At 44.1% G+C, this 12,868-nt stretch carries 12 protein-coding genes; 2 read left to right on the plus strand and 10 right to left on the minus strand.

The window, feature by feature from the left end; genetic code table 11:
- Positions 1-37: 37 nt before the first annotated feature.
- Positions 38-2,167: a chemotaxis protein CheA gene (locus BLR50_RS06125; RefSeq protein ID WP_092639625.1), complete on the minus strand. Its 2,130-nt coding sequence runs from the start codon at positions 2,165-2,167 to the stop codon at positions 38-40.
- A gap of 172 nt (positions 2,168-2,339) precedes the next feature.
- On the opposite strand from BLR50_RS06125, the gene BLR50_RS06130 reads away from it, so the two are divergent.
- Together BLR50_RS06130 and BLR50_RS06135 are read left to right on the plus strand one after the other, a co-directional pair.
- Entirely contained in the window at positions 2,340-3,758 is a 1,419-nt protein-coding gene (locus BLR50_RS06130; RefSeq protein WP_092639627.1) for a hypothetical protein, read from the plus strand.
- Positions 3,745-4,059 (plus strand): EscU/YscU/HrcU family type III secretion system export apparatus switch protein, encoded by a 315-nt coding sequence (locus BLR50_RS06135; protein WP_092639629.1) that lies wholly within the window; start codon positions 3,745-3,747, stop codon positions 4,057-4,059. The genes BLR50_RS06130 and BLR50_RS06135 overlap by 14 nt, the downstream gene beginning before the upstream one ends.
- Positions 4,060-4,095: 36 nt before the next feature.
- Here BLR50_RS06135 and BLR50_RS06140 read toward each other — a convergent pair whose 3' ends face one another.
- Genes BLR50_RS06140 through flhB form a run of 9 tightly spaced genes read right to left on the minus strand, consistent with a single transcriptional unit; the run spans position 4,096 to position 12,859 of the window.
- Positions 4,096-4,722 (minus strand): PilZ domain-containing protein, encoded by a 627-nt coding sequence (locus BLR50_RS06140; RefSeq protein ID WP_092639631.1) that lies wholly within the window; start codon positions 4,720-4,722, stop codon positions 4,096-4,098.
- A 19-nt stretch (positions 4,723-4,741) separates the two neighbouring features.
- The gene (locus BLR50_RS06145) at positions 4,742-6,148 is read right to left on the minus strand and encodes a DUF342 domain-containing protein (protein ID WP_092639633.1); all 1,407 of its coding nucleotides are present in this window, start codon (positions 6,146-6,148) and stop codon (positions 4,742-4,744) included.
- Positions 6,149-6,171: 23 nt separating this feature from the next.
- Complete coding sequence (locus BLR50_RS06150) at positions 6,172-6,636, minus strand: chemotaxis protein CheD (RefSeq protein WP_341465411.1); 465 nt, start codon at positions 6,634-6,636, stop codon at positions 6,172-6,174.
- Positions 6,637-6,665: 29 nt separating this feature from the next.
- Positions 6,666-7,289, minus strand: coding sequence for a chemotaxis protein CheC (locus BLR50_RS06155; RefSeq protein ID WP_092639637.1), 624 nt, complete (start codon positions 7,287-7,289; stop codon positions 6,666-6,668).
- A gap of 45 nt (positions 7,290-7,334) precedes the next feature.
- Positions 7,335-8,066: a flagellar hook-basal body protein gene (locus BLR50_RS06160; RefSeq protein ID WP_092639639.1), complete on the minus strand. Its 732-nt coding sequence runs from the start codon at positions 8,064-8,066 to the stop codon at positions 7,335-7,337.
- Between the two features lie 45 nt (positions 8,067-8,111).
- Positions 8,112-8,876: a flagellar hook-basal body protein gene (locus BLR50_RS06165; RefSeq protein ID WP_092639641.1), complete on the minus strand. Its 765-nt coding sequence runs from the start codon at positions 8,874-8,876 to the stop codon at positions 8,112-8,114.
- 45 nt (positions 8,877-8,921) lie between these two features.
- A complete protein-coding gene (locus tag BLR50_RS06170) occupies positions 8,922-9,707 on the minus strand; it encodes a sigma-70 family RNA polymerase sigma factor (protein ID WP_092639643.1) in 786 nt (261 codons plus the stop codon).
- 36 nt (positions 9,708-9,743) lie between these two features.
- The gene (flhA, locus tag BLR50_RS06175) at positions 9,744-11,792 is read right to left on the minus strand and encodes a flagellar biosynthesis protein FlhA (RefSeq protein WP_092639645.1); all 2,049 of its coding nucleotides are present in this window, start codon (positions 11,790-11,792) and stop codon (positions 9,744-9,746) included.
- Positions 11,789-12,859, minus strand: coding sequence for a flagellar biosynthesis protein FlhB (flhB, locus tag BLR50_RS06180; protein ID WP_092639647.1), 1,071 nt, complete (start codon positions 12,857-12,859; stop codon positions 11,789-11,791). Before flhB ends, flhA begins: the two co-directional genes overlap by 4 nt.
- Positions 12,860-12,868: the final 9 nt, after the last annotated feature.

Below are 12,868 nucleotides of genomic sequence, written 5' to 3' on the forward strand. Positions count from 1 at the left end.
TTCTACACCCTTTCAGATATTCTGGTCATTTCATTAATCAGTTATTGGCAATCAGATTCTTAATATCCAGAATTAGGCTAATGCTGCCGTCGCCAAGAATTGTGCAGCCCGCAACGCCACGTTCCTTCACGTTAAACCGATTGAGATAGTTTGGCAACGGCTTAACAACCACCTGTTGCTCACCGATGAGCTGATCGGCCAATAAGCAAACCGCCTTATCCTCGGTTTCAACAAGGATGATAATGCCGTCAAGAACATTGGTAATCTTTGTGTCGATTCCAAAGGCTTCAAAGATACGAATGACTGGGTAACACTCCCCGCGGATCATAATCATCTCGGTACCATTAACATCCTTTACGATTTGCTTAGGCTGTATTTTAAACGACTCGCGGATTGAAGTAATAGGAATAGTTAAAATAGACCCGCCAACCGAAACCTCCATGCCGTCTACAATGGCAAGGGTAAGCGGTATTTTTATAATAAAGGTTGTACCCTTATCCAGCTTGCTCTCGATGCTGATAGAACCGCCAACCTTTTCGATATTCTTCCGCGCCACATCCATTCCTACACCACGGCCCGAGAACTCGGTTACCTCGGTATTGGTGGAAAAGCCAGGGAGCATAATCATGTTATAAATTTCTTTTTCGGTATAATCAGCATCATTCTTAGTGAGAAGGCCGTTGGCTCTTGCCTTTTTAAGAATCTTACTTGGGTTAATGCCTGCACCGTCATCCGAAACACGGATAACAACCTCACCGGCTGTATTCTCGGCAGAGAGTATAACCTTACCAACAGGAGACTTCCCCTTCTTAATGCGGTCTTCAGTTACCTCAAGGCCGTGATCCATCGCGTTGCGGATCAGGTGCATCAGCGGGTCACCGAGACTGTCGATAATAGTCTTATCCACCTCGGTATCTTCGCCAATAAGTTCAAGCTCAACCTCTTTGTTCAGTTTCTTGCTCATATCGCGAACAATGCGGTTCATCTTATTAAACACACCCGAAACCGGCACCATTCGAATGGACATTACGATATCCTGAAGCTCATCGGTTAACTTACGCAGTTGACGTGACGCCTTTGTAAAGTTCTCGAGCTGCATCCCCTTTAAATCAGGGTTTGCGATAACCATTGATTCGGTGATAACCAACTCACCTACCAAGTCCATGAGCTCATCAAGCTTATTGAGGTTTACGCTGATAAGGTTTTGCTTCACAGATTTGCTCTGCTGCACTGCAGTATTTACATTCTCGATAGCAGCAGCCTGTTTTTCAGCGGTTTCCTGTTGAGCCGCCGCAGCAGCTTTCGTTTCCTCCACAACAGCCGCGCCGTCGCTGAGTACTTCATACGATTTTATGTACAGGGAAGTTTCTATAATCTTATATATCTCATCGTTACCATTAAAGGGAACGAAGGAGATGATAAACCCGCTCTCAACAATCTGTTTTGCGGTGTTTTGGTCGGTTTCGATATCCTGCGGCTCATAGGTGAGCTTCTCGCAATAATCCTTCATGTTGTTAATCAGCATAAAGGCGCGAATATTCTCCATCTTGCAGCCGTCCTCAAAGAAAACGCGCACAACCGTTTCTGCCTTGCCGTTGTCTTCTTTTTCGGGTAGCTCTTCGGCCACGGCTGTCTGCTCCGCAGCACTATCCTCAACAACAGTCGGCTCCTGTCCTGCAGCTTCTGTCTCCTCTTTTACCACAGGCTTATTGGCCTTTTGCTTTGCCGCAGGTTTTGCCTTTTTCTGAGCCGTACCGCCCTTAATAAAATCGATCTCTTCCTGAATACGGCCTATCAGTTCTTCAGGATCGGCAGCCTTGGTGGTTTCATCCTGAATGCTCTCAATCTCGCTCTTAATAAAATCCGAGCCCTGAAAAACAATGTCGTAGATGGAACTGTAATCGGCTGTAGCAGATTTGTTTTCTCTGATAATGAAGAACAAATCCTCAATTCGATGAGCCACGGTAGATACATTCTCAATGCCCATCATCGCAGCGGAACCCTTAATGGTGTGCATGATTCGGAAGATTTCGTTAATATCCTCCTGCTCCATGTCATTGCTTTTTTCGGATTTCAGCAGAATGGCATCCAACTGCTCAAGCAGCGTATTGCTTTCGAAAATGAATGTCTCCAGCATCGATTCCAAACTCATGTCAAACTTATCCATTATCTCACCTGCATATCTTAAATTTAATGAGAGCTCAGACTGCTGCAACGATTAAGGGGTAAATGAAAAACTCAAAAAAATATCGGGGAATATTGAATTTTCATCGTGTTTATACGATAATATCTATATAATACGGAAAATACATAATTATTTTTTAGGGGAGGTAACTAAGATGTCGGATCTTATGAAAATTACGACTCCCATACTTCCCAAGAACTATGTAAACAACGTTAAGTCTAACCAAAACTCATCGCAGGATGTATTTAACCTGGTTGACTTAGCTAGGGTAACAAAACCAAATGACCGAAGCGAAACGCCGGACAATAACGGCCTGAACCTGGCTACTCAGCAGGAGATGAAGCATGCACTTGGGGCTTTATTAAAAGACCCCGGACTTGCGATAACCTCGCTGAGAAGATTACTGCTAATGAGCACGGTGCTTCTTACCATAACCGGCGATAATGCCGAGAAAGCCGAAGTAAACACCCTTATAAATTCTCTGACGCTCAATGAGCAGGAACTATTAACAGAGATATTCAGCCAGCAGCAGGGTATTTCATCGTTTCAGGGGGAATTTTTTGATGCGCTAAGGAATCTGCTTTCAGGCACCACAAGCGCTGAATTCAAAGAGAGCATTGGGGCTCTTTTAAAAGCAATCACCGGGCATGTATATTCAAAAGACATTCTTGATTCTATCAGTATAAATCTTGATCAATACGCCGAGCTGATGCGCTCAGTGCCTGAAGCTTACGAAGCGTTGAAAAACCTTTCGGCAAACTTCAAGGCCTTAGGCCAGTCAACTGAACTGCTGGACGTGAATACTTTTAACGAGATGAAGGATTCACTAATAAGCGTATTGCGTGAACTAAACTCGAGTATCTATGTCAGCGAAAAAACAATGAATCTTACTGCTTTAATTGTATATAATCTTTCGAAGTTTGTAAATGATAAAGATGAAATTAATGCAGCTTTTGATAATTTTTCGCGATTTTTGCCGGAAGAAATTAGAGAATCCTACAAACAGGCATTGGAGGACTACCTTGCAGTTGCCACAAAGCAGAGCGAAAGTGCTGTGCTGCATTCAAAGATAATCGATAATCTTTCCGAGGTAATTAAGCAGCATCTGGACGGACGATTTAATACACCGGCAGTTGCTCAGGAAATAAACAATATCCTTCAGAGCCTCGCTGCTGCTCCCTCCTCATTTACCCCGCTTTTGCATTACATACTGCCCCTGCAGCTAGGTGATTCTTCCGCACTTGCAGAATTATGGGTTGACCCTGACTCCTCCAAAGGCGGAGAATCGGGTGATACTCCGATAAAAATTTTCTTTGTATCTGATATCGATACCATTGGGCATTTTGAAATAGAGATGATGGTAATCGCAAATAAAATTGATCTATATATGTTCTGCCCTACAGACTATACCGACTTCTTTAGAAATTATAAAGATAGACTAATCCAGATATGTAAAAACACTTCATACTCCTTCAGCAACATTAACATTGAACCACTGGTTAAAGAACGCAGACTGGACGAGGTTTTCCCAAAGTTAAATATAAAAAGGAGCGGTGTAGATGTCAGAGCGTAAGCAATCCAAGGCAGGAAATAAGGCGGTAGCCCTGAAATACAATGTGCAAACCGATGCCGCTCCTATTATAGTGGCATCCGGCTACGGTTATGTGGCCGAGAAGATTATTGATCTTGCTGACCAAAGCGGCATACCGGTTTATAGGGACGACACAACCGCCAATATGCTGGCTATGCTTGAAATAGGCAGTAATGTACCACCGGAGCTGTTTGAAATTGTTGCGGCAATCTATATTGACCTGTTAAGGATGTCTGACGAGCTCAAAAAGAATATCCCCAAGCCGTTAGCAAAACCAGAGTAATTTGAGCCTGCTGAAACGCAGGCTTTTTTTATTAAGCTATGAGTTTAGCTGCATACGCTTCAGTTGAAGCCTCTGAACCTCCCACAAGAAGGCAAACAGGATATCCTGCTCCTTTTCGGTAGCATCAATAAAGCTACATCCGTAGCCCTTTTTACCGTTATTCATGTCCTGACGGCGGAGTATCAGGGTTTTAATACGCAGGTGCTTAGGGCCTTGATTAAAGTAGAATTCAAATTGATTCCCTTCGAAGAAGATTTGATCTGCAGTAAAGAAAATCCCGCCTGCGCTGATATCCCGAACCACAATCTTTATTGGGTTCTCAAGTGTGATCTTATTTTCATCAACATCGTAAACTATGTAGATATTAGTCTCAAATGTGGTTTTTACTTTAATACTTTTTCTGCGTTGAATTACGTCAAGCAGATGGTAATCGGTTAAGATAATCCGGTCAATTGCAGAGAAGCTGACTATAGCCGAATACCAGCAGATACCCTTCATATCGTCATAGGCACAGACTTTTAACGTCTCACCAGTATCAAAATGCGGAAAGATATCTCCTAAAATTTCCATGTTATGATCAGTGACATCTACTAGTACTCCGGTTGTAATCAACGCATCCTTTTTACTGTAGATTTCAACCTTTTGATGAACCGTTCTTAACACTTTACCACCCCTTAATCGGTTACGCTACCCCGAAAATTATTTCACTGTCAGATAAATATACCAATGCGTTGTCTCGGTCTTCAGTAACCTGCACACTCGAAGTGCCCATGGTGATACGTGTACCTGCATAAATCGTTCCCTTGCAGATAATCTTGCTGACATTGGGCTGGTGTAATTCTTCCTCCATAACACTGTACTTAACTTGCAATTTCTCTTTCTCAAGCGTTATTACCGATTTATTGTATACCGCTTGGTCTAAAAGCTTAAGCTTATCCTGTGAAAGCATCGTTTTATCCTTGCTGCTTAAAAAGACTATAATCTGAGCTAGTTTCAACTCATCATTCTGCAGCTGCTGCAGCCTTCTGAATATAGTGTCCATCTCGCTCACCAGTGTTGTGGATGAGCCTAAAGTGATATCGGTGATAATATGGGAAGGCGAACCGATAGACCGAGCCGTTAGGTCTTTTGCCACTACATAGCGTCCGCCAACCATGCTCCCGTTCTTTCCTTTAAGCTCCAGATTTCCGCCACAGCGGATCTTGCAGTACATTACAGAGTTTGCAGAAATAGAGCCATTAACTTCAATATTAGCATTTTCTAGGAATGAGGCAATCAGATTTCCCTCCGCTGTTAACCGGCCACCTCCGGCCCCGTTCATTCCCAAAATGGTGATATCGCCTCGGGCTTTTACTGTAGCCGCTTCGACAATACCATTAACCTTTATATTACCTAAGGCATTAACAGAAAAACCGGATTTAACGTCGCCTTTTACAAAAACATTGCCAACAAAATCAATATTACCAATTGCATTATCAACATCGCCGTCTACAACAAAGGTGTCGTCTATTTCAAGCACGTTATGGCGTTCTACCAGATTACCGCTGATTCCGGCAATGATTTCGGTGTTTTGAGGGTTTACCAAAACATTCTTCCCAAGGGGAAGCCTGGCGTCGCGCCCTCGTACCGATGCTATATTCTGGCCTGTAACCGTCATCCCGTCAACGCCATCCGTTGGAGCTATAATGTCACACAATACCTGATCTTTCTGAACATTATAAATCAGATTTAACTCTTTAAAATTAACCGAACCGTCTACATTGTATTTGGGAATACCCTTTTTGCCAAACACAAAACGATTAGTAATCTCTCCGTTTTTACCGTTTTGTGCCGGCACCCCTTCTGCGACAAGTATCTTCTTCTCGTACAGCTTTTGGATAACAATCTTTTGAATAACATCGAGCTTAATGCCGTATACAACATTGTTATCTTTTAAAGCCTGCATAATCACTGGAATGGTAATATCCAAGCCGCCATCTTCCGGGGCAAGTACCGAAACAAAAGCCTGTAGTAAATCATTTGACAATTCAACCCGGCATTCAGCGTCTTGAGGTTTCTTTTCATTATTCTCGGTTAATTGCTCTGTCACGGCATTTCCCTCCTAATAGTATTTTATAGCGTTACATTAGCCTTGCCAATCGAGCGAACCGTCATAATCCCAGACTGAACATCGAATTCAACAGTGCGGCCATAGTTTAAACCTACATCCTCCGCAACGATTCTGATGTTTGCATCCGCCAGTGCCTTCTTTACAGCGGCGACATTTCGTTTACCGATGTTCATAATATTATCGTTCAGGCCGTATGTACCGTCCATCTTAAACATCTGGGCGCCTCCGGCAATCTTTGCAGTCATGCGAGCCTTCGAAGCTCCCGCCTGCTCCATTCGACGGATTAGTAAAACAATAGCGGTATCGGCGAACTTCATTTTATTGTCATTCTGCACACACTCGGTACTGCTGGGCAGCATGATGTGGGCCATACCGCCAACGCCAACCTTTACGTCAAATAAGCATATACCGACACAGGAACCCAAAGCATAGGTTATAAGCCGATCAGGCTTATTTACAACATTCATGTCGGATATACCTACCGTAACTAGATTACTCATATCTCAATCCCCAGACGTTCCATAATTAATTTAAGTGAATCCATCTCGGGGATGAGCAGCATACAGCTTCTTACACTTTCGCTTGAGCCGATAAAATCCTCTTCAATGTATAAAACCTTATCCCCAGACATGCCAAGCTCAATAGCAGGAACACTGAGTATAGCACCTGCCATATCAATTGTAATAGACGGAACCATAATATTGATTTTAAGGCCGGTCAACGATGATATCGCATTCACATAGGAACCTGCCATAATATTTCCTATTTCGTTCAGTGCCGAATAATCCACCTCAGTCATCTGCGTGTAGTCGTTGATTTCTTTATTCAGCAGAATATTAACAACCACATGGGCAAACTTCTGCTCTAGTATGAACATTATCATCCCCTGAATATCGTCATGCAGGTGCGTTAATATTCCTACAACGATATTCTCCGGCCCGCCCAAAATGTTGGTTAGATCTTGGAAATTGAGTACCTTCACCTTGGGAACAGACATCTGAACAGACTGCATCAACATGGTAGAAAGCGCAGTGGCAGCATTGCCAGCACCGATATTGCCCAATTCCCGCAGAACATCGATGTGCATGTCGTTAAGCTGATCGTATTGAAATTGAGGCATATTCTAACCTCCTAATTTATTATTTTATAGTGCTTGTACCTTAAATTATCGCAGATTATTCACTGTGGCCTCCAGTTCATCGGCAGCTTGCACCACTCTGGCATTAAACTGAAACGCTCTTTGCGTGGTAATGACATCCACCATCTCTTTACTTAGCTCTGCATTTGAGCCTTCCAGAGAGCCTTGAAGCAGATCGTAGTTTTCCCCGGCCTGCGGCTCACCTGCAGCGGATGTGGCACGATACAGATTGTTTCCTACCTGCTCCATAGCATACTTGTTGGCAAATTGAAAAACTCCAATACGAGTTTTCATATCCTTGAGGTTAAGTCCGGTTTTGCCTTCTGCAGTTAGCTCTATACGCTCTCCATCCGGACTTAAAACATATTCGCCATTCGAAGTGGTAAGGTAAGCCATCTCACCGTCAAGTTTAGCACAGAAATTTCCGGCTCGGGTATAGAAGCGCTCACCGTTTTGATTTTCTACTGCAAAAAAACCTTCTCCGACTATTGCATAATCAAGATCCCGGTCGGTAGGCTGCATTGGGCCTTGGCTCATAATCTTCGTTGCACCCGATAGCCTTGCGCCATGTCCTACCTTCAGGTTATTGGCTGTTTCTACCGCATCGCGGTGAATGTTCGTATACAGTAAGTCGGCAAACGACGAAACAGACGTTTTAAAACCCGGTGTTTCGACATTTGCAATATTATTTGCGGTAACATCTAAGCTTTTTTGCATAAAAAGCACACCGGACGAAGCTGTATAAAATGCTGTATTCATTTAAATCATCCTTCATTTAACAGATTAAGAATAAGCTCAATAATACTACCGCTTAGCGATTTCGGTTACGGATTTGGCATTTATTTTATCAACAATCTTAAGTGCCTGACTATAGGTTTGAAAGGTTCTGCTGGTTTCCATGAGGCTGGAGGTTTCTTCACTCATATCTACGTTGGAACTTTCAATCTTACCCTGTAAAAAGGCTGTGGAATAAACCTTTTCCTCGTTTTGGGCATTGTCGGGATTATTATCAATATAATAACCTTCACTGTAGGTTGTAAGATTCTTTGTGTCGGCTGGGTATGCAATACCAATACGGTCAACAGGGCTGTCTTCTGTGCCAACGTAGACATAGCCCCCCTCATCAACCACAAAATCTCCTCCACCAACCTGTATAGGCCCACCTTCTCCCAGCAGTCTGGAACCGTTACTAGAAATCAGATAACCCTCTTCATCCACCGAGAAGCTGCCATTTCTGGTGAGCAGCGGCTTTTCGGAGTTGACATTCTCTACCTTGAAGAAACCGTCACCTACGAGCGCAATATCAAACGGGCTTTCGGTATCAGTAAGCCCACTTTGATTATAATCGGTATATACCTTATCTGCATATCGTACAATGCAACCCTTACCCAGCTTTTTGTTATCATTCGTCTGTATTCTCGCAATCAGCTGTTGATCAAAGGTACTACTGGTTAATATCTTGCGTTTGTAACCTGCCGTTTTAACATTGGCTACATTGTTACTGATTGTATCAAGCGTACGCTGTTGTGTCAGCATGCCTGAGGCTAACGTATAAAACCCTCTGAACATGGTTTATCATCCTTTCTGTTCGGCACTGCGGGAATTGTTATATAGTTAATCTTTAACATATGCTTCGATAGAACGCCTGAGCTTTGCGATCGCGGAGGTATGTAACTGGCAAACGCGAGATTCACTGACCTCCAAAACCTGTGCAATCTCTTTTAACTTAAGGTTTTCGTAATAATACATTGCAACCACAAGTTTCTCTTTTGGGGGCAGCTTTTCTATGGTTTGCGCAATCACATCCTTTAGCTCTTTTGAAAAGAACGCTTCTTCGGGCAAGTCATCCGCTGAACCGCTTTCGGCTGAAGCAGCAGGTTCAAAGCCCGTAAGGTTATCCTGAAGAAGTTCTTCAAACGACACTACGCTCGCGCTGTAAGACTGCGCCATATTGGTTCTCAGCTCGTCTACCGTTATATTTAAATAGGCTGCCACTTCGTCGTCTGTGGGTTGACGGTTATACTCCGCCCACAAAGAGGCAATCGCAGTTTCGGTATCCTTTGCATTCTTGCGAACCCTTCTGGGCACCCAATCCTGCCTTCTGATAAAATCTATAATGGCGCCACGCACACGTATGGAGGCATAGGTTTCAAACTTAACCTCCTTATCGGGGTTAAACCGTTCCACTGCGTCCATCAGTGCAACAATCCCCTCGTTGATCAGGTCTTCCTGCTCGGCTATGCTTTTAAACATGTTGCGCATGCTCATAACCGCATACTTCACGATATAGGAATAGTGGAGGATAATCTGGTTGCGCAGTGCTGCATCCCCGGTACGTTTATAGTCCCGCCACGCAGAGGCATCTATGATATTTTCTGGCTTGGTAATCAGCCTGCTCACCCCCTGCCCACCTGTTTTCTATCTTCAACAAACGTATTATACGGATATATTTCCGATTGCCTGAATTTGAACGGAATTATCGATCTCGCTGAATGATAACACCACGATACCATGTACAAATTGATCCGCCAGTTTTCTGAAGTAGATTCTGACAATGGGTGAGGTTAAAATAATCGGTGTGGGCAGAAGCTCACGGACTTTATTTACCTGCTGTACCAATGAGGTTGCTATCTTTTGTACAGTATCCGGGTCAAGTGCAAGATAGGAGCCGTGATCGGATTTTTTTACCGAGTTCATAATAAGATTTTCAGTTGCGGTATCCAATGTAATTACGCGAAGCTGGTTTGCGTCGGAGAACTTCCGGGTAATGGTTCTGCGCAGAGCCTGACGGACATATTCTGTAAGCATGTCTGCATCCTTAATTGAGGTGCCGTAATCGCCAAGCGTTTCGATAATGGTTTCCATATCCCTTATCGGAATACCCTCTTTCAGAAGGTTTGCCAGTACCTTCTGCAGTTCACCCACAGAAACAATATTGGGAATAACCTCTTCTATCAGGTTCTGATTGGCCTTCTTCAGGTTGTTGATAAGGGTGTTAACCTCTTGCCTGGTTAACATCTCGTGCGCATGCTCCTTGATGACCTCGGAAAGATGCGTAATGATAACCGATGTCGGGTCAATAACCGTATAGCCTGCCATCTCGGCAAATTCTCGCTTTGATTCGGTAATCCATTTGGCAGGTATGCCAAAGGCAGGCTCAATTGTATCTATGCCATCTACCTTTTCAGCAACCTCACCGGGGCTGAGGGCAAGGAAATGATCCACAAGCACCTCACCGCGGGCAACCTCTTCCCCTTTAAGCTTGATTGAATACTGATTCGGGTTAAGCTGGCCGTTATCACGCATGCGCACGGATGGGATTACCATACCCATATCCAGCGCGAACTGCTTGCGGAACATCACCACGCGATCTATAAAACTGCCTCCGCTTGATTCATCTACCAGCGGCAGCAAGCTGTAGCCGAAGGTCATTTCTATCTGTTCTACGGTAAGCAGGGTATACACATTGTCAATATTCTTATAAAAGCTGGTTTCGGTAAGCTCTGTTTCGGGCACCGCAGCTGGAACCTCGCTTGCAAGCGCTGTCTTCTGCATAGAATTCCGGAGCGCTATGCCAAGCACAATAAGCGCGATAGCGATAATGATAATTTGAATGGTTGGAAAGCCAGGAATAAACCCCAGTACCGCAGCTACTACGCCCGCGATAATCATGGCTGTGGGCTGCATAGAAAATTGCTTGAGCAGTTCAATGTTGAAGTTATTCTCAGAGGCTGTTCTGGTTACCAGCATTGCGGTAGCTGTTGATATTAAGAACGCCGGAATCTGTGATACCAGACCATCGCCGACGGTTGCGATAGAATAAACTTTCAGAACCTGGTCAATAGACATGCCGTTACTGATCATACCAATAGCGGCGCCGCCAAGCAGGTTTACCGCCGCGATGACGATTGAAATAATTGCGTCGCCCTTTACAAACTTCGAGGCACCGTCCATTGAACCAAAGAAATCAGCCTCACGCTGAACATCGGAGCGGCGCTTTCTAGCCTGCTGCTCGTCAATCAAGCCGGAGTTTAAGTCGGCATCTATCGCCATTTGCTTGCCGGGCATAGCATCGAGTGTAAACCTGGCCGCAACCTCTGATACGCGTTCCGCGCCCTTTGTGATTACAACCAGCTGAACAATAACGATGATAATGAAGATAATAAAGCCGATCACAGGATTTCCGCCCAAAACGAAGTCACCTATTGCAGCAATGACATTACCTGCCTGACCCTTTTGGGAGAGGATGAGTCTTGTAGACGAGATATTAAGTGCCAATCGGAAAAGGGTTGTTACCAGCAGCATAGAGGGGAAAACCGAGAACTCAAGTGCCGATTTGATGTACATTGACATCAGCAGAATAATGATAGAGAGGGTAATATTCAAAATGAACAGGAAATCCAGCATCCACGGCGGCAATGGGATAATAAAGGCCAGAACAATGGTAACAACAAATATAGATACGACGTTGTTTAGAACCTTCATTTAATGTTCAAATCCTTCTTCTTTAAGGTATATACAAAGGCCAGTACCTCAGCAACGGCCTGATAAAAATCTGCCGGAATCTCACAGTCAATCTCCACTGCCGCATAAAGGCCGCGGGCAAGTGCGACATTCTCGGTTACGGTTACGTTGTTTTCCTCCGCAACACTTACGATTCGAAAGGCAACCATGTCTACACCCTTGGCAACCACAACGGGGGCCTTGTTTTCTGAGGGCTTGTATCGGATTGCCACGGCATAATGCGTAGGGTTACGAATAACCACATCGGCGGTAGGAACCTGCTGCATCATGCGTTTTTGTGCCATCTGGCGCTGTTTTTCTTTAATCTGTGCCTTAATCTTTGGGTCTCCTTCGAGCTGTTTGAACTCTTCCTTAACCTCCTGCTTCGACATGCGAAGGTTCTTTTCATACTCCCACCACTGGTAAACGTAATCAAGAACTGAAATGCCAAGAAAGAGAATTGCGATGGTAAACACCAAAGAAACAACAGAATTACCGATGTAGATAACTCCCTGCAAAAGATCCATCTGAAGCAATGACCCAAGCTCAGTAACCCTTTTGCTGATTTCGGTGTAAAGGATGACACCTACCAGCAGTATCTTTACAAGCGATTTCAACAGCTCTACAACAGATCTTATCGAAAAAAGTCGCTTAAAACCCTGCAGAGGGCTTAATCGGCTGAATTTGAACTTCAGCGGTTCACCGACAAACAGAAACCTTGTTTGCACGCCGGTGAATATCACTGCTACCAAAATCGAAATCAACAGCAACGGGCCAACCAGAAAAAGAATGGTAAGGGCTGCATCGCGAAAAATAGCCGATGCATCCGCAGTAGTAAGCGCGGTAAAATCGTCCAGCTTTCCGATATAACTCCGAATGGTATTGCCGATATATATGTAAAGGTATTGACTAAGCAGTTTCAAAGCGAAGAACATGATGAGTATTGAAAAGGCGACTATAATGTCCTGGCTCTGAAAAACGTTACCTTTTTTTCGTTCATCACTTTTTCGTTTGGGGGTGGCTTTTTCGGTTTTTGAACCTCCCGCCATGTGCTAATC

It is taken from the genome of Acetanaerobacterium elongatum, from assembly GCF_900103835.1.
Classification (GTDB): domain Bacteria; phylum Bacillota; class Clostridia; order Oscillospirales; family Ruminococcaceae; genus Acetanaerobacterium; species Acetanaerobacterium elongatum.

Excerpts from the sequence above, each read along its gene's own strand:
- BLR50_RS06125 (WP_092639625.1), bottom strand. The coding sequence starts at position 2,167 with ATGGATAAGTTTGACATGAGTTTGGAATCGATGCTGGAGACATTCATT.
- BLR50_RS06130 (WP_092639627.1), top strand. The coding sequence starts at position 2,340 with ATGTCGGATCTTATGAAAATTACGACTCCCATACTTCCCAAGAACTAT.
- BLR50_RS06135 (WP_092639629.1), top strand. The coding sequence starts at position 3,745 with ATGTCAGAGCGTAAGCAATCCAAGGCAGGAAATAAGGCGGTAGCCCTG.
- BLR50_RS06150 (WP_341465411.1), bottom strand. The coding sequence starts at position 6,636 with ATGAATGTTGTAAATAAGCCTGATCGGCTTATAACCTATGCTTTGGGT.
- BLR50_RS06155 (WP_092639637.1), bottom strand. The coding sequence starts at position 7,289 with ATGCCTCAATTTCAATACGATCAGCTTAACGACATGCACATCGATGTT.
- BLR50_RS06160 (WP_092639639.1), bottom strand. The coding sequence starts at position 8,066 with ATGAATACAGCATTTTATACAGCTTCGTCCGGTGTGCTTTTTATGCAA.
- BLR50_RS06165 (WP_092639641.1), bottom strand. The coding sequence starts at position 8,876 with ATGTTCAGAGGGTTTTATACGTTAGCCTCAGGCATGCTGACACAACAG.
- flhA (WP_092639645.1), bottom strand. The coding sequence starts at position 11,792 with ATGAAGGTTCTAAACAACGTCGTATCTATATTTGTTGTTACCATTGTT.
- flhB (WP_092639647.1), bottom strand. The coding sequence starts at position 12,859 with ATGGCGGGAGGTTCAAAAACCGAAAAAGCCACCCCCAAACGAAAAAGT.